Below are 26,039 nucleotides of genomic sequence, written 5' to 3' on the forward strand. Positions count from 1 at the left end.
GTCAAGGGAATTTCAGCAGAGCCGCTGAAAAAACTATTTTTTCAGCGGCATACATCATTTAATCCTCGTCGCCCATGGAATCCATTACAGGAATTGCATTGGCTTCCTCAGCTTCCTTCATTTCAAGCATACGCTGCTCCAAAATTTCCTTCATTCTGGCATCCAGGTCAGCGCTGGAATCATCGGAAAGCTTTACATTATTATACTGGCGGATTCCTGTTCCTGCTGGAATTCTATGTCCGATAATAATGTTTTCCTTTAGACCGCGCAGATTATCAACAGAACCTGCGATTGCGGCATTGGTCAGAACCTTTGTGGTCTCCTGGAACGAACAGGCTGAAATAAACGAGTCAGCTGCAAGAGCGGCCTTTGTTATACCCTGGAACATCGGGCATGCAACCGCCGGCTGTCCGCCTTCAGCAACAACTCTGTCATTTTCCTCGCGGAAAGTATACTTGTCAACCTGCTGGCCGTATATGAACCGTGTATCGCCGACTTTTACAATTTCAACTTTCTTGAGCATCTGGCGGATAATAATTCCGATATGCTTGTCGTTGATATCAACACCCTGCGCACGGTAAACAGACTGAATTTCGTCCATAAGGAAGTTCTGAAGGCGATCTTCGCCGAGCACAGAAAGAACATCATGGGCATCCACTGCGCCGTCACAAAGCTTTTCTCCTGCCTTGACCATATCACCGTCACGCACAAGAAGACGCTTGATCATAGGAACAAGATGGCTGTGCTCTTTTCCGTATTCGTCAACAACAATAACAGTTCTCTTGCCCTTCACGATTTTGTCGAATTTCACAGTGCCATCAATCTTTGCAATCACAGCAGGATTCTTTGGTCTGCGGGCTTCAAAAAGCTCAGAAACACGCGGAAGACCAAGCGTAATATCGTTAGCCTTTGCGGCATCCTTCGCCATCTTTGCAAGAGTCATTCCTGCTTCAACCTTGCCCTTGTCCTTTATGTCATTGCTCAGAATAGCACCCACCGGCATGTGGTAGCTTCCCAGCTCGTTTCCGGCTTCATCAGTTATAAGAATACGCGGCTGCTTTACATCAAGATGAAGGTCGGAAATGCGGCGCTCAACAGAGCCTGTCTGAATATCAGTCTTTGTTTCAAGCGTGATGCCATCGATGATATCCTCGTAATGGATATATCCTGAAACTTCTGCGATAATAGGCTCGCTGTACGGATCGAATTCGCCTACAGGAACACCGGCCTTTGCAACACATGCAGCGCCTGTATAATCCGCATACACCGTTGAACCGTTGGCTATTTCCACAATCTGATCATTGCTTGTAAGATAAATCACATTATCTTTCAGAATAATGCGGCCTGACTCAGAAGCGAAAACTTCCTGTCCGTTATGCTTCAGAATCAGATTTCCCTTGCGGACACGGGATTCATCCGAAACAAAAAGCTCATCAGAAGAATCAAAGTTATAAGTATTGAAGAGCTTTGTAACTTCCATAGAACCGCGGCGTGTAAAAAGCCAGTCGCCGTTCTTGGCAACAACGTGAGTTCCCGACAGTGTCTTTATGTAGACATCATAGTTCATAACGATATGATTGTCTTTCTGACCGCCTTCAGCAGCACCACCAGTATGGAAGGTACGCAATGTAAGCTGGGTTCCCGGCTGACCGATTGACTGGGCTGCAATAGTTCCAACTGCCTCTCCAATCTCAACAATCTTATTGCGCGCCAAATCCTTTCCGTAGCACTTCACGCAAATTCCGTGCTTGCTTTCGCAGGTGAGAACTGTGCGGAGCTTGACTTTTTCAACTCCTGCCTTGTCTATTTTTTCCGCAAGGCTTTCATCGATGTACTGGTTCACATCACAGAGAAGCTCGCCGGAAACAGGGTCAAGAACACGCTCGATTGTATAATGTCCCGCAATGCGTTTTGCAAGCGGAACTGTGATTGTGTCCTTGTCCTTTATAGCAGTGTAGTCAATTCCATTTATAGTTCCGCAGTCTTCCTCATTTACAACAACATCCTGCGCAACATCTACAAGGCGTCTTGTCATATATCCGGCATCAGCAGTCTTCAAGGCTGTATCAGACAAACCTTTGCGGGCACCGTTTGTTGAAATAAAGAATTCAATAACGGAAAGACCTTCCTTGAAGTTTGCCCTGATCGGAAGCTCAATGATATCTCCGTTCGGCTTCTGCATAAGTCCGCGCATTGCCGCAAGCTGTGAAATCTGCTTTTTGGAACCGCGGGCGCCGGAAGTAGCCATCATATAGATAGTGTTGAAACCATCCTTGTGCTTGGCCAGATTGTCCATCATGAGGTTCGTTATCTTGTCATTCGTCTTTTCCCAGACTGTAATAGACTTGTTATAGCGCTCATCAGCTGTGATTGCACCGCTGTTCCACTGCTTTACAATCTTCTCAACTTCCTTGTTGGCTTCCTCTACCATCTCTTCCTTTTCCGCAGGAACAAGAATATCATCCATTGAAAGAGTTGCGCCGTAGAAAGTAGCGTTTTTATATCCGCAGGCCTTTATTGAATCAAGCATTTGAATTGTAAGCCAGCCGCGGTCAACAGCATATAAGCCCGGAAGAATTTTTCTGAGCTTGTGGTCTTCAAGCGGAATTTCCCTGTTGTAAATCTTGTCAATCTGCTTTTTCAGGGAAGCGTCTTCCATAACCTTTTCAAGTGTATCTGCATCAAAAGAAGTGAACTGATACTTTTCCTCGATAAGAGCCTTTATGCGCCTGTCGCTTGTCTGATCGTTGTGATAAACGCTTTCAATCATCTTTTTAAGCTTCTTGTCGCCAAGCTGCTCGTTGTAGAAGTCCACTTCATCAGGCATAGATTCATTGAATGCCATTCGGCCGGCGGAAGTGAGAATATACTTGCTGTCAGGCTCGCTGTCTTCATTCACGCACTTATTGAGAATGTTCTTGTGAATTTTAATCTCTGCCTGCCAGTCAATCGCACCGCTTGATGCAGCAAGTCTAACTTCGTCTGCGCTGGAGAAAAATTTTCCAGTGCCCTTTGCGTTAGGCTTGATAGAAGTCATATAGTAGATTCCCAAAACCATATCTTGGGACGGAGCAACGATTGTATTTCCGTTCGCAGGGTCGAGGAGGTTGCGGGCAGAAAGCATAAGTGTCCAACATTCCATCTGCGCAGCCTGGGTAAGAGGCACGTGAATTGCCATCTGGTCTCCATCAAAGTCGGCATTGAAAGCCTTACATGCCAGCGGATGAAGCTTCAGGGCTTTTCCAGGAACAAGGACAGGCTCGAATGCCTGAATTCCAAGGCGGTGAAGGGTAGGGGCGCGATTGAGCATTACAGGATGCTCGCGCACAACCTCGTCAAGAATTTCAAAAACCTCTGTAGACTCATTTTCCACAAGAGAGCGGGCGCGCTTTATATTCTGAACAACACCCTTGTCTACGAGTTTCTTCATTATAAACGGCTTGAATAGCTCAAGAGCCATTTTTTCAGGAAGACCGCACTGCCACAGCTTAAGCTCAGGGCCTACAACAATTACAGAGCGTCCTGAATAGTCCACGCGCTTTCCAAGCAAATTCTGGCGGAAACGTCCCTGCTTGCCCTTCAGCATATCGCTGATTGACTTCAAAGGACGGTTTGCGGCTCCCTTTAGAACACGCTGCTTTCTCTTTGAATTATCAAACAATGAATCCACAGCTTCCTGAAGCATGCGCTTTTCATTGCGGATGATAATGTCCGGAGCTGACAGCGACTGAAGCTTTTTCAGGCGGTTGTTGCGGTTGATAACACGGCGGTACAGATCATTGAGATCAGATGTTGCAAAGCGTCCTCCGTCAAGCTGAACCATCGGGCGCAAATCCGGCGGAATAACAGGAATAACATCCAGAATCATCCATGAGGCCTTGTTTTCCGAAGTGCGGAAATTCTCAACAATCTCGATCCTCTTTAAAAGACGGCTGTCGCTCTTCGGCCCCTTTTCAATCATCTTAGCGCGAAGCTCAGCGGCAAGGGCATCCAGGTCAAGATTTTCGAGCAAAGTTTTTATCGCTTCTGCTCCCATTCCGGCTGTAAAAGCTCCGCCGTAACGCTCCTGTGCTTCAAGATATTCGTCTTCTGTCAAAAGCTGGTTTTTCTTCAAATCTGTATCGCCAGGCTCAATGACAATATACTTCTCATAATAAAGAATCGAACGGAGCGATGCCACCTGCAAGTCAAGCAAAAGTCCCATGCGGCTCGGCACAGAATGATAATACCAAATATGGCTGACAGGAGCCGCAAGATCAATGTGTCCGGTGCGCTCACGGCGAACCTTGAAGTGTGTAACTTCAACACCGCAGCGATCGCAGACAACACCCTTGTAGCGTATCGACTTAAATTTTCCGCAGTAACATTCCCATTCCTTTGTGGTTCCAAAAATGCGCTCGCAGAAAAGACCGTCCCTCTCCGGGCGGAGTGTGCGGTAATTTATAGTTTCCGGCTTTTTTACTTCTCCGTAAGACCATGAACGGATATTTTCCGGGGAAGCAAGTTTAATTTTTAGGCTTGTAAAATCCTGAATATCACGCATTTTCGTTCTCCTTGTCAAAACCAGCGCCCACCTTGTCTATAAGCTCCTGGTCACGCTCTGTAAGGGCAATCTGCTTGCCTTTATCATCATAAATTGTAAAGTCCAATGCAAGCCCGCGCAGTTCCTGAACCAAAACGTTGAATGACTCCGGCACTCCGATTGGAGCAGTCGGCTCGCCCTTTACGATTGATTCATACACTTTTGTACGGCCGTTCATGTCATCAGACTTGATGGTCATCATTTCCTGAAGCGTGTTCGCCGCGCCATAAGCCTCAAGCGCCCAAACTTCCATTTCACCAAGACGCTGTCCACCAAACTGGGCCTTTCCTCCCAAAGGCTGCTGAGTAACAAGAGAATACGGACCTGTTGAGCGGGCATGCATCTTATCATCAACAAGGTGATGAAGCTTCATAAAGTAAATGACACCGACAAAAACCGGATTAAGGAACGGCTCGCCAGTCAATCCATCATGCACAATCTGCTTGCAGTCCGGTGAAAGACCAGCCTGAACAAGCTTTTCCGCAATCTGCTCCTGGCTTGGCGTCTGGAATGCAGGGGAACTGTACCATTCATTCAAAACAAGACCGGCTCGTCCCAGCTCTGACTCCATAATCTGTCCGATATTCATTCGCGAAGGAACACCAAGCGGATTCAGGCAGACATCAAGCGGAGTTCCGTCCTCGAGATAAGGCATATCCTCAACAGGAAGAATACGGGCAACAACACCCTTGTTTCCGTGGCGGCCTGCCATCTTATCTCCGACAACAAGCTTGCGCTTATCTGCGATGATAACCTTTACCTGCTCATCAACGCCCGGCTGAAGCTCATCGCCTTCGCTTCTTTTAAGACGCTGAATATCAATAACAACACCCTGCACTCCATGCGGAAGCTTTAGGGATGAATCGCGGACTTCCTTGGCCTTCTCACCGAAAATCGAGTTCAAAAGCTTGAATTCAGGAGTAGTCTCGGTTTCGTTCTTTGGAGTAACCTTTCCAACCAGAATATCTCCGGAGCGGACTTTTGCACCGATGCGCACAATTCCCTCAGAGTCAAGATTGTCAAGAATCTTTTCTGAAATGTTCGGAATATCGCGGGTAATGCGCTCAGGGCCGAGCTTTGTCTCGCGGATTTCAGTCTGGAACTCATGGATGTGGACAGAAGTATACATATCTTCTTTTACAACACGCTGGCTGATAAGAACAGCATCCTCGTAGTTGTATCCATTCCACGGAACAAAGCCAACAAGAATATTGCGGCCCAGAGCAAGCTCTCCGTTGAATGTAGCAGGTCCGTCGGCAATAACGCTTCCTGCCTCAACATGCTCTCCAACCTGAACAGTCGGACGCTGGTGATTAACTGTATCGCTGTTTGTCTTCTGGTATTTCAGGAGCGGATATTCATCAAGCACATCGCCCTTGACTCCATCCGGCTTAACCTTGATGAGGTCGCTTTCAACCCACTTAACAATTCCTGCGCGGCGGGCTTTTGTGAGAACTCCTGAATCATAGGCGGTCTTCTGCTCCATACCTGTTCCAACATGAGGCGGCTCAGGGAACAAAAGAGGAACAGCCTGGCGCTGCATGTTACAGCCCATCAATGCGCGGTTAGCATCATCATGCTCAAGGAACGGAACAAGGGATGCGGAAACTGAAATAACCTGGCGCGGAGAAACATCCATGTACTGGATATCCTTGACATTGCGGGTTGAATAATCGCCGCGGTGACGGCATGAAACCATTTCCGTAGGGAATTCTCCGTCTGCCTTCATTCCTTCAGTAACCTGACCGACGTAGTATTTATCCTCGTCCATAGGATCAAGGTAATCAACTTCATTTGTAGCCCTTCCGTCCACAACCTTGCGGTAAGGCTCCTCAAGGAATCCGTATTCATTTACACGGGTAAAAATGGCAAGGGAAACAATAAGTCCGATATTCGGGCCTTCAGGTGTTTCAATAGGACACATGCGGCCGTAGTGCGTATAATGAACATCACGGACTTCAAAGCCGGCTCTGTCGCGGGAAAGTCCGCCCGGTCCCAGAGCGTTAAGACGTCTTTTGTGCGTAAGCTCTGCAAGCGGATTACACTGATCCATGAACTGTGAAAGCTGGCTTGATCCGAAGAATTCACGTACTGAAGAAATTATAGGCTTTATGGAAATCAAATCCTGCGGCTTCAGTGTTTCTGTTTCCTTCAGGTTCATGCGGTCTTTTGCGATTCTTTCCATGCGCGAAAAGGCTGTTTTAAACTGGTTCGTCAGAAGCTCGCCCACAGAGCGGACACGGCGGCGGCCCAAATGGTCAATGTCATCAAGCGGCTCATCGCCTATATAAACTTCTATAAGATGCTTCATCGTGTTGATGATATCATCCTTTGTAAGAGTCACATCTTCAACCGGCTCTTTATAGTCGAATTTCTTGTTAAGCTTGTAGCGTCCCACACGGCCAAGATCATAGCGGCGCACATTGAAGAACATTGTTGTAAGATCACGCTCGGCTGCCTCAACCGTAATAGGCTCTCCCGGCATCAGGACAGCATACACCTTTGAAAGGCACTCTTCTCTTGTAGGCTCATCCGCAGAAGAAGATCCCTCCTTTGAGAAAATGATTTCCTCGCGCTCAAAGCAGTTAACAATCATTTCGCTGTCCAAAGACGGGTTTTTCTCGTCCTTGTTGTCAGGATTCTTTTTCATGTTGAATTTTATAACATTGATTTCCTCGACTCCGTTTGAAACAAGGTCGTCAATATCATGCGGATGAAGCTTGTCGCCTGCGCGGAAAAGACGCTTTTCTTCTCCTGATTCCCCGTCGCGGATAACAACAGGCTTTCCGAGCACCTTTCCTGAAAGCTCATCGCGCTTTTCAGAATCAGCGGAAATTTTCACGTTTTCTGTGACATAGAAGCAGTTGATAATCTCTTCGCGTGTTGAATATCCCAATGCGCGCAGGAAAATTGTTCCGAGAATTTTTTTCTTGCGGTCAATCTTGGCATAGATAAGCTCTTTCTTCTGGTCAATCTCAAATTCAAGCCATGAGCCGCGGTATGGAATTATACGGCTTGAAAGAACACCCTTGTCGCGCTGGAAAATAACTCCCGGTGAACGGTGAATCTGGCTTACAACAACGCGCTCTGCACCGTTGATAATAAAAGTTCCCCTGTCTGTCATAAGAGGAATATCGCCCATGTATATATCCTTCTGCAGGATTGCACCGGTATTTTTAAAATTCAAATTTATGCGAGCCTTCAAGGGAACTGCATAGGACACGCCCTTTTTCTTACATTCCTGCTCGCTGAATTTTATGCTGTCATAGTCAAGCTCATAAAATTCATATTCAAGAGACATATCTCCCACAGGGCTTATAATTGGAAATGTGGAAGTGAAAACCTCCTGAAGTCCCTGGTTCAAAAGAGGCTCTCCTCTTTTTATTCTATCTTTCTGGATAAATTCTTCGTAGGAAGAAAGCTGAATGTCGATAAGATTAGGAAGCTCCATGAAATCCTGGATGTCTTTTCCTATGTACTGGCGAACAATTTTCTTGCTCTTTGCGAACATCAAATACCTCTTTTAAGGTTAGAAACCGGTACGCTAAGACCGCTACAAGCAAAGACTTTGCTCAGCACGAGAAAAAGCGCCCTCTCGGAAATTCCTGTTCCGGCAGGTTTATTTTAAGCCAACATGCAGGCTCTTTTGACAACAAAAGCCTCAGGGAAAAAATTCCCTGAAGCTAGAGCTCAAGTGTTATAAATATCTTGAAGAAAAACAATCAAGCATCGGCCGGATTATTTCTTGCTGACTTTTCCACCAGCAGCTGTAATGTCGGCAATAAGCTTGTCAGCATCAGCCTTAGATACACCCTCTTTGATAACCTGAGGAGCACCAGTAACAATCGCCATTGCCTCTTTAAGACCAAGGCCTGTTGCAGCCTTAACAGCCTTAATAACATCCATTTTCTTTGCTGGATCGATAGATTCAAGTGTAACTGTGAATTCTGTCTGCTCTTCTTCAGCTGCTGCTGGGCCTGCTGCAACTGCTACAGGAGCTGCTGCGGAAACACCAAATTTTTCTTCCATTGCCTTTACAAGGTCAGCTGCCTGCTGAACTGTCATGTTTGCAATCGCTTCAAGAATTTCATCATTTGTAAGAGCTGCCATATTGTCTTCTCCATAATCAAATATGATTAGTAAAATTCTGTGCAGATAAAAACAAACTGTTTTTAATACCCTGCATCAGTTTTTCTGCGGACAGTCGACAGCTATGAAGCCTGACCGCAGGGAAAAAATCCGCCCTGGGAAATGGCAGATGCCATATACCCAACTGAATTATTACTCAGCTGCTGGGGCAGGGGCTGCTTCTTCCGCCTTTGGAGCTTCGGTAGCAGGACCTTCTTTTTCCAGTTTTTCAACATATGCTTGCAATGTTCCGGCAAGTTTTCTTGCAGGTCCATTGATTGCAGACATAAGCATTGCGATGAGCTGCTTTTTTCCAGGAAGCTTTGCAAACGCTTCGATTTTAGCAGCATCATAAAGCTCGTCTTCCACCCATGCGCCTTTTACAACAAGAGCAGGGGCTTCTTTTGCAAAGTCAAAGAGCACTTTAGCAGACTCATTGGCCTCGTCCTTTATCATGGCGATGGCTGTAGGTCCGGAAAGATACTGGGCAACCGCATCATTCTTCATCTCGTCAAAAGCAACACGGGCAAAGTTGTTCTTAATAACCTTGAACTGTGAATTCTTTTCGCGAAGAGAATGGCGGAGCTTTGTAATCTGCTCAACTGTCAGTCCTCTGTACTCAACAAAAATAAAATCCTTGTATTCACTGAGAACTTTCTTTGCTTCTTCAATAGCCTGTGTTTTGCTAGGCTGAATTTTTTTCGCCAAAATAGCCATTATTCTGCCTCCTTGAAATCAACCCAAACGCCAGGTCCCATTGAAGAACTGATTGAAACAGAGCGCACAAATCCAACCTTTGCATCGCTCGGCTTTTTGCGTTCAAGCTCTGTAAGAAAAGCCTTTACGTTTTCAACAGTATCTTTTACATCCATTGAAACTTTTCCAACAGGAATATGAACAACACCTGTCTTGTCCGCACGGAATTCAGTGCGTCCCTTTTTCAACTCAGCAACTGCCTGTGCGATATTAGGAGTAACAGTTCCAGTCTTAGGGTTAGGCATAAGGCCCTTGCGTCCCAAAACCATACCAAGACGGCCGACATCCTTCATCATGTCAGGTGTAGCAACTGCAACATCAAAGTCAAGCCAGCCGCCCTTTACCTTTTCAATATACTCAGTACCTGCATAGGTTGCGCCGGCATCAAGAGCTTCCTTTACACGATCATCTTTGCAGAACACAAGAACACGCTTTTCTGCTGTAAACTGATGAGGGAAAACAAGTGTATCGCGCACTGTCTGGTTCTTTTCCAGCTTCAAAGAAACTGAAAGCTCAACAGTCTCATCAAATTTTACATAGTGAAGATCTTTTACAAGCTGGCAAGCTTCTGAAATTCCATAGGCTTTTGCCGGATCATATTTCTTCAATGATTCGCGGTATTTTTTTCCGTGCTTCATTATTCAGCCTCCACTTCTACGCCCATACTGCGTGCAGTACCAGCAATAATTTTCTTAGCTGCCTCAAGATCGTTTGCATTCAGATCAGGAAGCTTCTGCTTTGCTATCTCTTCAAGAGAAGCCTTTGAAAGTTTTCCAACCTTGCTGCGAAGAGGATTTCCCGAGCCTTTCTGAATTCCAACAGCTTTTTTAATAAGAACAGCTGCAGGAGGAGTCTTGAGAATAAATGTGTAGGATTTGTCCTGATAGACAGTGATAACTACAGGGATTACAAGTCCCTTTTCCATGCTCTTTGTGCGGTCATTGAATTCCTGAACAAATTTTGGTGCAGAAACTCCGTGAGGTCCAAGAGCCGGTCCAATAGGTGGAGCTGGTGTAGCAGCGCCGGCAGGGCACTGAAGTTTAATAACAGCTGTAACCTTTTTTGTGGCCATAATATATCTCCTTATATTGGTGGCGGGTATTAGATTTTCTAACCCCTAGCGAAATGCCTATGTCCAACGGACCTGCATTTCTCCCAAACTAAGAAAAAAGCATTTATAAAATGCAAAATTCTATCAAACATCATGCGCTGTTTTCAACATACAAAACAGCCTATAAAAAAAACCGAAGCCTTTAGTACAAAACTTCTATATTTTTTCTACCTGAAGGACATCAACTTCAACAGGCGTTGCCCTTCCGAAAATCTGAACATTAACACGAAGCTTGTTCTTTTCTGTATTTATAGCTTCGATTGCGCCGCTGAAAGTAGCAAAAGGACCTTCTGTGATTTTTACAGTCTCGCCAACTTCAAAATTCTGCTTGATGCGAACCTGCTTTTCACCTTTCAGCTCGCCAGCCATCTGAAGAATATTCTTCGCTTCATCAACGGAAATAGGACGGGGACGTTCCACAGGCTTTACACCAACAAAACCAGTCACACCCTGAACACGGCGAATAGTGGAGCAAGTGGCATTCCATCCAATCTGCGGAAGATCCATCTCAACCATGATATATCCAGGAAGAAGCAGATTGTTGCGGACATGCTTTTTTCCATTTGAAATCTCAACGACTTCTTCCATAGGAACTTTAATCTGAAACACAATATTCGGATCAAGCTTCTGCTCGCCGAGCATTGAATTCAGCGTTCTTTGAACCTTCTGCTCATATCCCGCATACGTCTGAAGAATATACCAGTTTCTTGCCATCAGACTCCCCTAAAAAACAAGGCGGAGGCCTTCTGTGAACAACCAGTCAAGAAGCCCCAGAATCAATGCAACAACAATCGTAGAGATGAAAACAACCTTTGTAGAAGAAAGAACCTGGGCACGTGATGGCCACGTTACTTTTCTAAGCTCTCCGGCACATTCTTTAAAAAACTGGAAAATTTTCTTCATTTTCATCCTCATATTTTGTAAATTAACAGGCCAGGCAGGACTCGAACCCGCGACAACCGGTTTTGGAGACCGGGACTCTACCAACTGAGCTACTGACCTAAATATACAATGCCCTCCTGCTATGCAAAGAAGGCGTTTTGTTTATTTTGCTTTTGTTTCTTTATGAAGAATTTCCTTGCGGCAGAAAGGACAGTATTTGTTCTTTTCAAGCTTGCCTGTGATATTCTTGCGGTTTTTGTATGTTGTGTAATTCTTGCGCTTACATTCTGTGCACTGCAACGCAATGATTTCTACGGCTGTTTTCTTCTTGCTTGCCATGATTTTGCTCCTCTTTTACTAATCTCATAGCTCCCGAGCGGAATCGGACCGCTGACCTCATCGTTACCAACGATGTGCTCTACCGACTGAGCTACAAGAGCATAGGAATACTATTCCCCAAAAATGGTATGTTTTGGAAATATATCTTAATAGAAAAAATATGTCAATAACAGTGTTTCAAATTTACAGAAATTCAAATTATATTTTTTTTTACGAACGGGATTCCTGTGTAAATGTTGTATGTGGCGGAACAGATTTTGTAATCCACGTGTTTCCTCCGATAACACAGCCTTCCCCGATCACTGTGTTTCCGCCCAGAATAGTGGCGTTGGCATAAATCGTAACATTGTTTTCTATTGTAGGATGCCGCTTTTTGTTCATAAGCTCTTTCTTGACACTCAGCGCGCCCAGAGTGACACCCTGGTAGATTTTCACATTATTGCCAATGACACAGCTTTCGCCGATTACAACACCGGTTCCATGGTCAATAAAAAAACTTTCACCGATTTTAGCGCCCGGATTTATATCAATCCCCGTATGACTGTGCGCATATTCACTCATTATCCGCGGAATAACAGGAACTCCATTCTCTGAAAGAAAATGCGCAATCCGATAAACGGAAATCGCCTCAAGGCACGGATAGGAAACTATGACTTCCTCGCTGGAGCGTGCGGCCGGATCTCCTGCATTGGCAGCCTGCACATCAAGCCCGATTTTTCTGCGGATTTCAGGAATTTCCTCAATCAGGGCAAGGGACGCTTTTTCCGCCAGATTAAAGCAATGTGAAAGCTCAACCTTATCATTCTGCACAACAAACGAAAGAGCCTTCTTGATTTCCCTGGTGAGCATGGAAACTATGCGGTTCACGCGTTCCCCGGTAACAAAGCGGAGCGTAATGCTGTCGATTTCTTCCGCCACACGGTAGCCTGGAAAAATCAGGCATTGTATATCCTTCAGCACAGTAATCACGTTTTCCCTGTTTGGAAATTTCATTGCCTCGTCAAGGTTTATTCCGCCATATTTCTGGTACGACTCAAGAATTTTGTCCACAGCAGTGTCTATTGTCATGCTCATAAGCTCCCGTTGTATGCTAAAAATGATGCGGCGGCACAAAAAGCCGGGCTTCGTTACAATTTGGAAAAAAGGCTATGCAGTGTTTCTTGGGATTTTCAAGAATTTCCTTTAAAATATAAATTTAAAGCGCAACTGTCAACATCAGACCGGGCCGCTATTTTTCTTCGCCGGAAAGACAGCGGTTCACCCAGTATTTCTTTCCCCAGTTTTCAAAATTCCACTCGTCGGAATAGGAATTGCATTCATAGTCAATGTAGTACAAAAGACCGTCACGCACAATAAAATTAGTGGGATAATAATCGATGTTCAGTCCCAGAGGATAAAGAATCCGGCACATCTCCTCCGCCTGCTCAATATATTCAGGCATTAAAAGTCCGGACTGCGCCAGCGATTCAACCGTGGGGCCGTCGATAAATTCCTTTACAAGCCTTTCATTTTTTGTGTCGCAGGAAATCATGCGCGGAATCCTGATGCCGGAAGCCTTGAGGCGGCTGTAGTCATTCAGCTCAGACTGAATTTTGTCCCCGAAAGTATAATAGCTGCACGGCTCATGATGAATTTGCTTCACCACAAAAAATTCTCCGCCGCAGGACGAAAGATATGAATATCCGCCTTTTCCCTTTCCGAGAAGCTTTTCAAGTCTGTATGTTTTTCCGCCGAGAGAAACACACGAATTCAGCTCAAGCACAGTTTTCCTCCGGCTCAGCATTATATAGAGTTTTCGGGCAAAAAGCGATATCTTCATCCGTCAACAGAAGCCGCCAAAAAACTCTGTTTTTTCAAGGCTGGCTAAAATGTCTTTAAAAACAGAACTTTCTATGATACAATCAGGCTATGCAGATTATTCCAGTAGCAAGCGGAAAGGGCGGTGTAGGAAAAAGCCTTTTAAGCGCAAACCTCGCGATTGCCTTGGGACAGGCGGAAAAAAAAGTACTTCTCATTGACCTGGATTTAGGTGCGTCGAACCTTCATCTTGTGATAGGGCATCCAAGTCCAAAAGCGGGAATCGGCACTTTTCTTACAGGCGAAAACAAATTCGAGGATATAATTTGCCCCACAGACTACAAGAACGTTTCATTCATCGCCGGGGATTCTGAAATTCCAGGCCTCACTTCGCTCAAGGTCAGCCAGAAAAACGAGCTGATAAAAAGTTTCACTGCACAGGAATCCAAGTTTGACTATCTGATTCTAGACCTTGGCGCAGGAACACATCTTACAATTCTTGATATGTTTCTGCTTTCTCCGCAGGGAATTGTTGTTACAGCTCCGACTGTCACAGCGACACTGAACGGATACCTGTTTTTAAAGAATGTAATGTTCCGCATGATGTACAATACATTCAAAAAGGGAAGCGCAGGATACAAGTATCTTGAATCGCTGAAAAAGGATTCCATGTCGCTCCAGCGGCTTTATATTCCGCGCCTCATAGAAATTCTTGAAAAGGAAGATCATGATGGAACCGAGCTTTTCAAAAAGCGCATAAAGGAATTCCATCCGCGCCTTATCCTGAACATGATAGACGACCCCAAGGATGCTGACCGCGCCCAGAGAATCCGCAGATCGTGCCAGCAGTACCTTGATCTTGACCTGGAGCATCTCGGCGTGATTTACCGTGACACGCTTCAGGACAAGGCTCTTGCATCGCGACTTCCGGTGATTGTCTACAAGCCGCAGTCAATTATAGGCCAGGCAATCTATAGAATCGCTGAAAAAATAATACAGTCTGAAACGCTGAAATTTGACGAAAACTATGACATGACACAGGCTTCAGACACTTCATTTGAAATAGCCTCGGAAGAAGCAACCGATGACTTCGGGCAGAAAATGGCATACATTGAAGAGCTTGCCGGAACAGGCGCCCTTACACCCGGAGAGCTAGCGGAAACAATAAAGCTTCAGCAGTACGAGCTTACAAGGCTGAAAAACGAAAATACTTTCCTTAAGAAAAAACTTCTGGAAGCTGCGGAAAAAGGCTTCAAGGTGTAAAAAATGCAGAATTTTCTTTATATAAACTATCCCTTCTGGATTCATCCGGAACTGTTTCCCGGAATTCCGCTGCTTGGGCTTGTGCGCTGGTACGGGCTGATGTATATATTCGCATTCGCAACAGCATTTTCGGTGCTGCGGCATCTTCAGCGTGAAGGCGCGCTGGACACTCCGGACTCAAAGGCAACAGAGGACGATGTTTTAAGCTTTATTGGCTTTGGAATTGTTTTTCTGCTGATTGGGGCGCGCGTGTTTTCAACTCTGGTGTACGACACTTCGGGGCTGTACTGGAAAAAGCCATGGCTCATTTTCTGGCCGTTCGATACTGTGACAAACCGCTTTACAGGTCTTGCAGGAATGTCTTACCACGGAGGATTTCTGGGCGGACTTATAGGACTTGTCATCTGGTGCAAAAAACACAAAAAGCCCGCGCTGAAATGGATTGATGCAATGGCTGTTGCAATTCCGCTCGGATACACTTTCGGCCGCATAGGAAATTTCATGAACGGAGAACTGTACGGACGAATAACAAAAGCTCCCTGGGGAATTGTGTTTCCGCGCGCAGAAACTTTTTCAGCGAGCCTTGGATGGGTAAGGGAATTTGCAGATGAAATAGGAATGTCCATCGATGGCTTCAGGCTGGTGAATCTTCCGCGCCACCCGAGTCAGCTTTACGAGGCATTTTTTGAGGGCATTGTGCTGTTTTTGCTCATCTGGAGCCTGCGCAAAAAAAAGCCCTTTGACGGATTTTTAACTGCCTGTTATATACTCGGATACGGTGCCGTCCGCTTTTTTATTGAATATTTCAGAGAGCCGGACGCGGATTTGGGCTACAGAATTTCAGTCACAAAAGATGCTGCCATTTATACAAATTCTTCCATGCTGAATCTGAGCACTGGGCAAATTTTCTGCCTTATGATGATTTTCGGCGGAACACTGATGATTGTTATTCTTGGCATTCTCAGCAGATCCTCTCATAAAAAATGACGGAAATAGAAAAGCACTACAATAAGCACAGGGAAGAAAACCGCCTGGCAACACGCCACGGAAAAGTAGAATTCGCAGTGGCAATGAAATATATCCATGATTTTCTTCCGGCGGAAAACAGGGCTGAATTCAAAATCGCCGACATCGGAGCCGGAACAGGCAGATATTCTGTTGCGCTTGCAAGAGAAGGCTTTGACGTTACCGCGGTCGAGCTTGTGGAGCACAATCTTCGGATTCTGGAAGCGAAGCACGAACACGTAAAATGCTGGCCCGGAAATGCGATGAACCTTGGATTTCTACAGGATGAATTCTTTGACGTTACGATACTCTTCGGGCCGCTTTATCATCTTCACCAGGAAAAAGACAAGCTCAAGGCCCTGAATGAAGCCGCCAGAATAACCAAAAAAAACGGCGTAATTTTCACAGCATATCTTTTAAATGACTACAGCATTCTTTCATACTGCTTTGCGCAGGACAGAATTTCAGGCCTGATGGAAAGCGGAAAAGTTTCCCGGGATTTTCATATCCACCCGGACGAAAATGAGCTTTATGACTACGTGCGACTTGAAGACATCGACAGGCTGAATCAACTGAGCGGACTGGAAAGGCTGAAAATTTTTTCCCCTGACGGGCCGGCTGATTTTATGAGAAAAGAACTCAACGCAATGAGCGAGGAAACTTTCAACAAATTCATTGAATATCAAATGTGCAATGCGGAGCGCAGGGAAATTTTAGGCGCCGGCTCCCATATAGTTGATGTGCTAAAAAAACGCTGATTAACACTTAAAGCAATTAATCAGCGTCAGTGGCAAATTCTAGTGGTGGAAAAGCCTTATTCCGGTAAACGCCATCGCTATATTATACTTATCGCAAGTTTCAATGACATTGTCATCACGGATTGAGCCGCCTGGCTGCGCAATGACCTTTACACCGCTTCTATGAGCTCTTTCGATGTTATCTCCAAAAGGGAAAAAAGCATCGCTGCCAACCGCAACATCTGTATTTTTCGCAATCCATGCCTTGCGCTCATCACGGGTAAACACAGGAGGTTTTTCCTCAAAGAAATTCTGCCATATTCCTTCCGCAAGAACATCCTCGTAATCATCGCTTGTATAGACATCAATCGTATTGTCCCGGTCGGCTCTCTTTACATCCTTTCTGAATTTAAGGCTCAAAACCTGGGGACTCTGCCTGAGCCACCATTTGTCAGCCTTGTCCCCGGCAAGACGTGTGCAGTGAATGCGGCTCTGCTGTCCGGCTCCAATGCCAATGGCCTGTCCGTCCTTTACATAGCAGACACTGTTTGACTGTGTGTATTTTAAGATAATCAGAGAAATCAGAAGATTGTCCTGCTCTTCCTTTGAAAGCGACTTGTTTTTGGTCACAAGATTTTTCAGGCAGGAATCATCAATCTTTATAAAATTATGCCCCTGCTCAAAAGTTATGCCGAAAACCTGCTTTTTTTCTGTTTCAGCAGGAACATAGTTTTCGTCTATCTGGAGAACACAATAACCGCCTTTTTTCTTTTCACAAAGAATTTCAAGGGCATCCTCGTCATAGCCGGGAGCAATTATTCCGTCCGAAACCTCTTTTTTTATCAAAAGAGCAGTCGCCTTGTCGCATTTGTCACTGAGAGCAATAAAATCCCCGAACGAAGACATTCTGTCAGCACCGCGCGCCCGGGCATAAGCACAGGCCAAAGGTGTAAGCTCAACGTCATCAGTATAATAAACTTTTTTCAGAGTATCGCTCAAAGGACGTCCTACTGCTGCACCGGCAGGAGATACATGCTTAAATGAAGAAGCAGCCGGAAGTCCTGTGGCTTCTTTAAGCTCTTTTACAAGCTGCCAGCCGTTCAGAGCATCAAGCAGATTTATGTAGCCAGGCTTTCCGTTTACAACTTTTACAGGAAGCTCGCCGCTTTCCATGTAGACTCTCGCCGGCTTCTGGTTCGGATTGCATCCGTATTTTAACTCAAGTTCTTTCATTATAAACTCCAATGAATATTTCTATAAAAACATCGAAAAGCAAAGTTTCCGAGTTGACTTTAAAATGCGCCAAGACAACAAAGTCTTTTATTTTTTATGCCGCCTGTCAAGCTCATCGTAAACATCCTGCCAGGATACTCCTTCCTTGTACATGAGAACGCTCACAAAATAAAGCAAATCGGCAGCTTCCCAGATGACTTCGTCCTTTTTTCCGGCTTCTGTAAGCTCTTCTGCTTCCTCCATGATTTTTTCGCGCACTCGCTTGGCATCCAAAGTGGCTGTATAGCTTCCTGGACAGGGATTTGCAAAACGCCCGGCGATTATTCCGTAAAGCCGCTCCATGCTGCTCTTTTCTCCGGCCTCGCCTGAAAAACACGTAAAGCTTCCTGTATGGCAAACTCCTCCATGGGGAATAACAGTGGCAAGCAAAGTATCCCGGTCACAGTCTGCCCTGATTTTTACAAGCTCAAGATAATGGCCTGATGTTTCGCCCTTTGTCCAGAGCGTGCCGCGGGTTCTGCTGAAAAAAGTAAGTCTTTTGGTTTCAAATGTCTTTTCAAGGGCATCGCGGTTTGAATATCCCATCATAAGGACTTCTCCTGCCGGACTCTGGGCAATGACAGGAACCATTCCGCCTGTTTTATTCCAGTCCAGACATTCAATAAAGCTGTCCTTCAGGCTTACAGCTCCTGTGTAGAGAGCCATTCCAAGCTGAACATCGCAGCCAAGTTTTTCAAGCTGGGAAATCTGCTCCAGCGAATTCACGCCGCCGGCCGCAACAACACGGCAGCTGACTGCGTCACGAAGCTGCTTCACCATGTCCATGTCAGTTCCCTGCATGCATCCTTCTTTTTCCACGCAGGTGAACAAAAGCTCCGAGGCATATTTTTCAGCTTCACGGGCGCCTTCAATCAGGGAAATATCCGCGGTTTCAGTCCAGCCCTTCACGGCGATTTTTCCGTTTATGGCATCAACAGAAATTATTATGCGCTGTTTTCCTATGGCGGCCCCAAGCTCCTCAAGGAATTCTGTGTTCAAAACCGAAGAGCCGTTTTTTCTGTCCAAATTCCATGCAGCGGAGCCGATTATCACTTTTTCCGCTCCGAGGGAAACAAGTTCCTTTGCCTTTTTTACAGTCCTTATTCCGCCGCCCACACGGACATTTCCTCTGCGGAGCAAGGACTTCAAAAGCCCGGTGTTTGCAGTTACGCCTTTTTCATCGACATTCCCGAGGGCCGCATCCAAATCTATGACTGCAACTTCGCCATATATATTGAATTCCGAAATCAACGAGTCCGCATCATCACGCTGAAGCACAAGCTCCTTTCCGTTCTTCAGCTGAACAACATGACCGTCCTTTAAATCAATAGAAGCAATTACCATTCGCCTATCCTACCAAAAAAAAATGACTGTTACAATGACGAAAAATCCGGGGCATGAAAAACAAGCCGGCCGTTAAAAAATGTAGCCTCAACAGCGCCGAAAAGCTTTTTTCCCTCGAGCGGCGTATATTTTCCCCTGCTCATAAACGAAGCTCCGCGGACAATCCAGCACTTGTCAAGATTGACAACAACAATATTCGCAGCATAGCCTTCCTTCAAAAGCCCCTCTTTTTTCAGACCGAGAATTTTTGCAGGGTTTGCGCTCATCAGCTGTGAAAGCCTCTTCAGGCTTATTCCGAATTTCCGCGAAAGCATTGTGTAGCATGCAGAAAATGCAGTTTCAAGACCGCTGAATCCGGGGCTGCCGTTCTTTTTGTCCTGCAAAGTATGCGGAGCATGGTCAGTTGCAATGCAGTCCGCATCTCCGTTTTTAAGCGCCTGAATCAAAGCAAGCCTGTCTGACTCTGAGCGAAGAGGCGGATTTACAATATTGAAAATTTCCGGGGCTTTTCCGCCGCTCATAAAAATATGGTGGGGAGTAATCTCAAAAGTCACATCAACGCCTTCCTGCCGGGCTTTTTTTGCGGCTTCTACACTGGCTGAAGTGCTCACATGGCACAAATGTATATGACAGCCGGCATCCTTTGCAAGCCTGAGATTTCTGAAAGTAGCAGCATCTTCCGCGCAGGCCAGAATTGAATCAGCGGCCTTTAGCTTTTCCACAGCCTCTTTTTTTTCTTTTGAGCCGCCGCCGTTTTCCGCAAGAATTTCCAGGGCAGCTTTTCTAAAAGGACGTGCAGATTCCGCTAAAAACGGATCTTCGCAATGACAGCAGACAACTATCTTTTTTTTGGCGGCGATTTTCATGGCGCCGAGCATCACAGAGCTGTCACAGACTTCCTTTCCGTCTTCGCTTATGACAGGAACTTTTGCGCGCTCAAGGCGGTCAAGATGAGATGTGGTTTTTCCATCAAAATTTTCGGTGATTGAAACAGACTGAAAGACTTTGCACAGACCAAGTTTTTCCGCCTTGCTGTTGTTGAACTCCGCAAGCTCCTGGGAGGAAACAACAGGATTCGTGTTCGGCATGAGGACACAGGTTGAAAATCCTCCGGCCGCAGCAGCAGAAGAGCCGCTCTCGATGTCTTCTTTTTGCGTAAAGCCAGGATCGCGGAAATGGGAATGCATATCAATAAAAGAAGGAAGAACACAGCAGCCCTTCGCATCAAGCTTCAAAACTGAATCATCCTTCAGGATTTCCTTTAAAGCTGACTTGTCAGGGAATTCCTTTATTTTTCCGTTTTCCAGAAAAATCGCCGCATTTTTTTTGTCCATGGTGGCGTCAACAAGACGTGCATTAAAAATAACAACCGCATTTCGCATGGAAACAGTATAAAGCGAATCCACGCAAACAGCAAGAAGCCTTGGTTTGCAGGAAGCTTCTTTAGCTTATGCGCTGGAATTTTCTGTTGAATTCTTCAATTTCAGCCCCGGAAATAGGCTTGGAATAATAATAGCCCTGGATATAATCGCAGTGGAAAGACTTCAGCTTTTCGTTCTGCCACTGATGCTCAACTCCTTCAACAGTAAGCTTCATTTCAAGAGAGTGGACAAGGCGCACTATGTTCTTTATAAAATCGCCCTTTTCGTTGGACAGATAATTGTCAACAATAGATTTGTCGATTTTTACAATGTTAATCGGAAGGAAAGTGAGATAGCTGAGCGAAGAATAGCCCGTTCCAAAATCATCCAGCGCAAGAGAAATTCCGCGGCCCACAAATTCATTCAGCAGCTTTGAAACTGATTCCCTGTTTGAAATGAGCAGGCTTTCTGTAATTTCTATGCACACAAGCTCGCTGGGAATATTATAGCGCTTTAAAAGCTCGTCAAGAAAATCAACGTAATGAATATCCGCTATCTGGCCGTAAGAATAATTTATTGAAACTCTATAAAGAGGAATTCCATGGTCGCGCCATTCTGCCATCTGCTTGACAACTTTTTCCGTAAGAATTCTGTCAATCTTTATAATCTTTCCGGTTTCCTCTGCAATGGGAATAAATTTAGCCGGGGAAATATTGTAGTTTTTCAGGCGCATCAGGGCTTCGTAGCCGTGGATTTCTCCGGTTTCGGCATCAATCTGCGGCTGATAGGCAACCCAAATTCCGTCGTTTTCAATGGCATCGTCAATGATTTTTGAAATGCGGTTATTCTCAAAAATTCTGTCACGCATCTGCTCATCAAAGAACACCGTTCTGTTTTTTCCGGAATTCTTTGCGCGGTACAAGGCAATGTCCGCATTCTGAACCATATTTTCTATTGTGCAGTCCTTGGAAGTCACAACTCCAAAGCTGGATTGAATATGAATTGTGTTTTCGCCGAAGAGAATGCTGCCTTCAAAAGCATCGCGGAGCTCCTGGATTTCTATTGAATCCTCGGAGAGCAGTCCGCCGATATAGAGCACAAGGAATTCATCGCCGCCGAACCTTGAAACAAAAATATCCTTTCCGGCGGTATACAGTTTAAGGCGGCTGGCAATCGTCTTTAAAACAATATCGCCGCAGTCATGCGAATAAAAATCGTTGATATTCTTAAAGTCGTCAATGTCAAAAAGAATGAGCGTATAAGGCTTTCCTGACTTTTTAACTTCAGCAAAAACAGAATTCGCCTTGAAGCGGTTCGGCAAATCCGTAAGCGAATCATGCTCCAGCATATATTCCATTTTTAAATTTGAACTTTTGAGAGCATGGGAATTTCTTATCTCCGAAATTATAAAGAAGAGAGCCAGTATAATAAAAACAGAAAGCGAAACAATGATTCCAAGTATTCCTAAAAAAATTCCCCTGCTGTTTTTCTTGAACTGATCCTGCATATTCACAAACACAGAATTGACAGGAAAAGAAGAATGTTCCAGGCCGCGCTCTTCGATTGCCTCATAGTCAAAAATAAATTTTCCTTCACTTATTTTCTGAAGAGGAATATTTTTTTCGCCGTCCAGAACGGAAACAACCAGATTGGCGGCAAGAACAGCGGCTTTTTCGTAGTCAAGCATTTTTCCTCCGATAAAGCCAAGTCCCACGCCGTTCGCATTGTGGCTGAAAACAGGAGCGGAAGTGCTGCCCACAATAAATTCAGCCTGCTCCTGCATGGAATATTTTTTCCCGAAGCTGTCAAGCAGCGCGCCCAGATAAAACACAACGGAATTTTCGTCAAGCGCGGACAGGTACAGCTTCATTGTGTTCCTGGGCATTTTTGATGTGTTCATGCCGGACAATTTTATTCCTGGAATCTTTTTTACAGCGTTTACAAAAATATCATAATTTTCCCATCCGGCGTCAGTGCCATCGTAGATTGCAACATAATGGTTCGCGGAAGGATAAAGCTTTCTTACAACAGAAACAGTGTCCGACAAAAACCGCGTTGTTTCAATTCCCCAGAAATTTTCGCGCGCATGAAGAAGGTTTGCGTGGATGTTGCTTTCTATGCAGAAAAACACAACGGGAAGTCCCGAAAAAAGAGCATCGTAGTTTTCTTCAATAAAAGTGCAGGCCCAGCCGCCGCTCACAAGCACCAGATCATATTTTTTATTCTGCTTCAGATAGCTGATTCTTTCATTGAGGAATTCAGGCAGCTTGTCTTCGTAAAAATTATCAAGCTCAAAATATTCAATATCAACGCTTATTTTGTTTTTAAGAAATACTCTTCTGAAGCCTTTTTCCTGGAGCGAAACAGCATAGGGACTTGGCATGGAGCTTAAAAAAAGAACATTTGCCCGGGTAGAGTTAAACTGAGTGTCTACAAAAGTAGAAGCAAAGCGGTTTTTATACAGAAAAAAGCAAAGGGAAAGAACACTGCCTAAAAGGATGCAGGAGGAGACAGCCATAAGAATAGATAAAAAGCTTTTTTTTGCCATAACACTACTCCTGATAAAGAATTGTACTCGACAAAAAAAAATTTTACAAGTATCCCCCCCCCGTATACAATACGGAAATTTCTATTTTTGCGGAGGATTTAAAATCCTGATTTTTGCGCGAAATTTCTGTTCTTGCGCCTTGGAAATGCTCAGCGGAGAATTCCTATAAGGTCTTCTCTTTTTGCCTGAATCAGTGCCTCCCTTACAAGCGCCCTGTTTTCCGGCTTGTTGAACTGAAGCAATGCGCGCTGAAGTCTTCTTTCTCGTGCGCCGCGGGCCACATAAACCGTCTTGAACTGCCCGGCTTCATCTGTTTCATGCGGATTGAGGCCCGTATAATACATGCAGGTGGAAAGGCTTCCCGGTGTAGGGTAAAAATCCTGAACCTGATCCGGCACAAAGCCCGTCTTTTTCAGATAAAGAGCCGTTTCTATGGCCTCTGGAATTCCAGCTCCCGGATGGCCTGCAATATAATATGGAACAAGATACTGCGAAAGTCCAAGCTCCCTGTTCATCTTTGCGTATTCCGCTGAAAATTTTTCGTACACGGAATGAGTGCTTTTTCGCATAAGGGCAAGAACCTTGTCACTTACATGCTCAGGCGCAACCTTCAGCTGCCCCGAAACATGGAATTTGCAAAGCTCGCGCAAAAATGTCTTGTCCTTGTCCAGCATAAGGTAGTCAAACCGTATTCCGCTCCTGATAAAAACTTTCTTGACTTTTGGAAGCGAACGCAGCTTTCTTAAAAGCTCTATGTAGTCACGGTGGTCTGCACGGACATTCGGACAAGGGGAAACTCCAAGGCAGTCCTTGTTTTTGCAGGCTCCCCTTGTTTTCTGAAATTCACAGGCATCAAGCCGGAAATTTGCAGTGGGGCCGCCGACATCATGAATATATCCTTTAAATGAAGAATCCCGTGTCATTTTTTCAGCTTCCCGCAGAAGACTTCTGTGGCTTCTTGACTGAATCCGCCTTCCCTGATGAAAAGTTATGGCGCAGAAACTACAGGCTCCAAAACATCCCCGGCTGCTCGTAAGGCTGAATTTCACTTCGGACAAGGCCGGAACTCCGGTTTTTCCATTCGAGGCCGCAGAATCATACATTGGATGCCACCTGCGCTCAAAGGGAAGCTCGTAAACAGCATCGAATTCAGACTGGCTCAAAGGAAAGGCTGCGCGCTCCTGAACCACAAAACGGCTTTCGGAAGGCTCCGCTAGAACGCTTCCATTAATCGCATCTGTGTTTTCCTCCTGAATTTTATACGAAAGGGCAAAACTCCGGCGGCCTTCGGGAGTATCCCTGCTGACTTCTTCAAACGAGGGAAGAATCACCGCTCCGGGCGGAAGCTCCTCTTTTTTTCCGGCATACCAGCATGTTCCCCTTATTCCACGAATCTGATGGGCGGGAACACCCTGGCGCAAAAGGGAGGCTATTTCAAGCAGCGGCTTTTCGCCCATTCCATAAATCAGCAGGTCGGCTTTTGAATCAAGAAGCACTGAATGTCTAACCTTGTTTGACCAGTAATCATAGTGGGATGTGCGGCGCAGGCTGGCTTCAATTCCGCCGATAATAATAGACACGCCCTTGTACGCTGAGCGTATTCCCGCCGCATACTGAATCACAGCCCTGTCAGGGCGATGGCCTTTTTCTCCGCCGTGTGAATAGCAGTCCTCCGAGCGCGGCTTGTTGTTTGCAGTGTAATTGGAAACCATGCTGTCCATCGCGCCTGCCGTAACAAGAAAAGCAAGCCGGGGTCTTCCAAGAGCCATGAAGCTTTCCGCGGATTTCCAGTCCGGCTGGCACAGAATTCCAACAGTGTATCCGTTCGCCTCCAAGAGTCTTCCCAGAAGAGCTGCGGCAAAAGACGGATGGTCAACGTATGCATCCCCGGAAACAAAAACAAAATCAAGCTCGCTTATTCCACGCTCATCCAAATCCTTCTTGCAAACAGGTAGAAACATTTTTTCACTATAGCCGAATATCCGATGCGCCGCAAGAACTTCACTCGGACAGTGAATTGCGGCTTGCGATGCGGACATTCATTTTTTTTGCTTCCTGAAGACCGCGGATATACTCAACGACATGGACAATCAGAAAAACCGCGGCGACAGTTATTTCCATTCCTATAATCATTTTTCCATTTCCAATTTTGAACCAGCCAAGCTTATATCCGACCGCCAGCACCATCAAATTCACAACCAGAAAATAAACCGCCCTGAAAAAAAGAAGCGCCGCCTTTGAAAATTCCCTTCCAGAAAAAAACGGAATATAAAACACCGAGGAAAAAAACGAAATCAAAAACACGCCCAGAATATATGAGAGGCTCAGCTGAACATCAGGCCCCCAGCATATAAAGCAGTAAATTCCCGAGCACAAAAAAATTCCTGTTGAAATCAGACAAAAAATATTCAGCACTTTAGAAAACACAGCCATAAATTTCTCCAAAAAAATTATTAAAAGTTTCAGCCCGATGTCCTACATTCCAAGCTTTTCCTTGAGCAGGGGCAGATACATTCTTGAAATGATAATCTTGTATCCGTTTTTCAGGACAGCCTCAAACCTTCCGCCGAACGCCGGAACAAGCCTGGTTATTTTGTTTATGTTAAGAACAACAGCCTTGTTCACTCTTATAAAGTCCCTGGAAAGCAGAGAATTTTCCAGCTGGTACAACTTGCTTTTGGATTCATACACGGAATCCTTTGTATAGGCAAACACATTGTTGTCCACGGATTCAAAGTAGTAAATTTCCTCCGGGGAAACAACAACTATCTCCGAAGGCGTGGAAAAAAACAGCTTGTCCTTTCCCGCCTTAAATGAATTCAAAAGCCTGAGTATGTCCGGGCTGAGATGCGAACACTTTACAATTATCTCATCCTCTGCATCAGAATCCTTGTCCAGTATTGTTATTTTCATT

The 26,039-nt window shown here is 45.3% G+C and carries 21 protein-coding genes and 2 tRNA genes; 3 read left to right on the top strand and 20 right to left on the bottom strand.

Annotated elements, in window-relative coordinates:
* Positions 1 to 58 precede the first annotated feature (58 nt).
* The 13 genes from rpoC to ACI4L0_RS07280 form a co-directional block, all read right to left on the bottom strand.
* A complete protein-coding gene (rpoC, locus tag ACI4L0_RS07220) occupies positions 59 to 4,543 on the bottom strand; it encodes a DNA-directed RNA polymerase subunit beta' (RefSeq protein WP_439799492.1) in 4,485 nt (1,494 codons plus the stop codon).
* Positions 4,536 to 8,093 (bottom strand): DNA-directed RNA polymerase subunit beta, encoded by a 3,558-nt coding sequence (rpoB, locus tag ACI4L0_RS07225; protein ID WP_439799493.1) that lies wholly within the window; start codon positions 8,091 to 8,093, stop codon positions 4,536 to 4,538. The genes rpoC and rpoB overlap by 8 nt, the downstream gene beginning before the upstream one ends.
* A gap of 227 nt (positions 8,094 to 8,320) precedes the next feature.
* Complete coding sequence (gene rplL, locus ACI4L0_RS07230) at positions 8,321 to 8,692, bottom strand: 50S ribosomal protein L7/L12 (protein WP_439799494.1); 372 nt, start codon at positions 8,690 to 8,692, stop codon at positions 8,321 to 8,323.
* Between the two features lie 171 nt (positions 8,693 to 8,863).
* Complete coding sequence (gene rplJ, locus ACI4L0_RS07235) at positions 8,864 to 9,427, bottom strand: 50S ribosomal protein L10 (RefSeq protein ID WP_439799495.1); 564 nt, start codon at positions 9,425 to 9,427, stop codon at positions 8,864 to 8,866.
* Positions 9,427 to 10,104, bottom strand: coding sequence for a 50S ribosomal protein L1 (gene rplA / locus ACI4L0_RS07240; protein WP_439799496.1), 678 nt, complete (start codon positions 10,102 to 10,104; stop codon positions 9,427 to 9,429). The genes rplJ and rplA overlap by 1 nt, the downstream gene beginning before the upstream one ends.
* Positions 10,104 to 10,538, bottom strand: coding sequence for a 50S ribosomal protein L11 (gene rplK, locus ACI4L0_RS07245; RefSeq protein WP_439799497.1), 435 nt, complete (start codon positions 10,536 to 10,538; stop codon positions 10,104 to 10,106). The genes rplA and rplK overlap by 1 nt, the downstream gene beginning before the upstream one ends.
* Before the next feature lie 195 nt (positions 10,539 to 10,733).
* Positions 10,734 to 11,291 carry a transcription termination/antitermination protein NusG gene (gene nusG / locus ACI4L0_RS07250; RefSeq protein WP_439799498.1) on the bottom strand — a complete coding sequence of 186 codons (558 nt, stop codon included), beginning with the start codon at positions 11,289 to 11,291 and terminating at the stop codon, positions 10,734 to 10,736.
* 9 nt (positions 11,292 to 11,300) lie between these two features.
* Positions 11,301 to 11,480 (bottom strand): preprotein translocase subunit SecE, encoded by a 180-nt coding sequence (gene secE / locus ACI4L0_RS07255; protein ID WP_439799499.1) that lies wholly within the window; start codon positions 11,478 to 11,480, stop codon positions 11,301 to 11,303.
* 26 nt (positions 11,481 to 11,506) lie between these two features.
* Positions 11,507 to 11,579 (bottom strand) — tRNA-Trp (locus ACI4L0_RS07260).
* Between the two features lie 42 nt (positions 11,580 to 11,621).
* Positions 11,622 to 11,798: a 50S ribosomal protein L33 gene (gene rpmG, locus ACI4L0_RS07265; RefSeq protein ID WP_439799500.1), complete on the bottom strand. Its 177-nt coding sequence runs from the start codon at positions 11,796 to 11,798 to the stop codon at positions 11,622 to 11,624.
* Positions 11,799 to 11,826: 28 nt separating this feature from the next.
* Positions 11,827 to 11,899 (bottom strand) — tRNA-Thr (locus ACI4L0_RS07270).
* Positions 11,900 to 12,008: 109 nt separating this feature from the next.
* Positions 12,009 to 12,872, bottom strand: a complete 864-nt coding sequence (epsC, locus tag ACI4L0_RS07275) for a serine O-acetyltransferase EpsC (RefSeq protein WP_439799501.1) — start codon at positions 12,870 to 12,872, stop codon at positions 12,009 to 12,011.
* Positions 12,873 to 13,026: 154 nt separating this feature from the next.
* Positions 13,027 to 13,560, bottom strand: coding sequence for a hypothetical protein (locus tag ACI4L0_RS07280; RefSeq protein WP_439799502.1), 534 nt, complete (start codon positions 13,558 to 13,560; stop codon positions 13,027 to 13,029).
* Positions 13,561 to 13,706: 146 nt separating this feature from the next.
* Between ACI4L0_RS07280 and ACI4L0_RS07285 the strand changes: the two genes are divergently transcribed.
* From ACI4L0_RS07285 to ACI4L0_RS07295, 3 genes are read left to right on the top strand one after another with little or no spacing between them, the layout of a single operon-like run.
* Complete coding sequence (locus tag ACI4L0_RS07285; protein ID WP_439799503.1) at positions 13,707 to 14,858, top strand: AAA family ATPase; 1,152 nt, start codon at positions 13,707 to 13,709, stop codon at positions 14,856 to 14,858.
* 3 nt (positions 14,859 to 14,861) lie between these two features.
* Positions 14,862 to 15,845, top strand: coding sequence for a prolipoprotein diacylglyceryl transferase (lgt, locus tag ACI4L0_RS07290; RefSeq protein ID WP_439799504.1), 984 nt, complete (start codon positions 14,862 to 14,864; stop codon positions 15,843 to 15,845).
* The gene (locus ACI4L0_RS07295) at positions 15,842 to 16,621 is read left to right on the top strand and encodes a class I SAM-dependent methyltransferase (protein ID WP_439799505.1); all 780 of its coding nucleotides are present in this window, start codon (positions 15,842 to 15,844) and stop codon (positions 16,619 to 16,621) included. Before lgt ends, ACI4L0_RS07295 begins: the two co-directional genes overlap by 4 nt.
* Before the next feature lie 39 nt (positions 16,622 to 16,660).
* Here the strand turns inward: ACI4L0_RS07295 and ACI4L0_RS07300 are convergent, their stop codons facing one another.
* From ACI4L0_RS07300 to ACI4L0_RS07330, 7 genes are all read right to left on the bottom strand, one after another.
* The gene (locus ACI4L0_RS07300; protein ID WP_439799506.1) at positions 16,661 to 17,833 is read right to left on the bottom strand and encodes a phosphoribosylaminoimidazolecarboxamide formyltransferase; all 1,173 of its coding nucleotides are present in this window, start codon (positions 17,831 to 17,833) and stop codon (positions 16,661 to 16,663) included.
* Positions 17,834 to 17,920: 87 nt separating this feature from the next.
* On the bottom strand, positions 17,921 to 19,216 hold the full coding sequence (gene hisIE / locus ACI4L0_RS07305) for a bifunctional phosphoribosyl-AMP cyclohydrolase/phosphoribosyl-ATP diphosphatase HisIE (RefSeq protein WP_439799507.1): 1,296 nt from the start codon (positions 19,214 to 19,216) through the stop codon (positions 17,921 to 17,923).
* Between the two features lie 29 nt (positions 19,217 to 19,245).
* Positions 19,246 to 20,598 (bottom strand): dihydroorotase, encoded by a 1,353-nt coding sequence (locus tag ACI4L0_RS07310; protein ID WP_439799508.1) that lies wholly within the window; start codon positions 20,596 to 20,598, stop codon positions 19,246 to 19,248.
* A 61-nt stretch (positions 20,599 to 20,659) separates the two neighbouring features.
* Positions 20,660 to 23,125 (bottom strand): ABC transporter substrate binding protein, encoded by a 2,466-nt coding sequence (locus ACI4L0_RS07315; RefSeq protein WP_439799509.1) that lies wholly within the window; start codon positions 23,123 to 23,125, stop codon positions 20,660 to 20,662.
* A 149-nt stretch (positions 23,126 to 23,274) separates the two neighbouring features.
* On the bottom strand, positions 23,275 to 25,086 hold the full coding sequence (locus tag ACI4L0_RS07320; protein WP_439799510.1) for a YgiQ family radical SAM protein: 1,812 nt from the start codon (positions 25,084 to 25,086) through the stop codon (positions 23,275 to 23,277).
* Between the two features lie 40 nt (positions 25,087 to 25,126).
* The gene (locus ACI4L0_RS07325) at positions 25,127 to 25,558 is read right to left on the bottom strand and encodes a DUF3021 family protein (RefSeq protein WP_439799511.1); all 432 of its coding nucleotides are present in this window, start codon (positions 25,556 to 25,558) and stop codon (positions 25,127 to 25,129) included.
* Positions 25,559 to 25,600: 42 nt separating this feature from the next.
* On the bottom strand, positions 25,601 to 26,038 hold the full coding sequence (locus ACI4L0_RS07330; protein ID WP_439799512.1) for a LytTR family DNA-binding domain-containing protein: 438 nt from the start codon (positions 26,036 to 26,038) through the stop codon (positions 25,601 to 25,603).
* Position 26,039 lies beyond the last annotated feature (1 nt).

This window comes from Treponema sp., from assembly GCF_051883275.1.
Classification (GTDB): Bacteria; Spirochaetota; Spirochaetia; order Treponematales; family Treponemataceae; genus Treponema_D.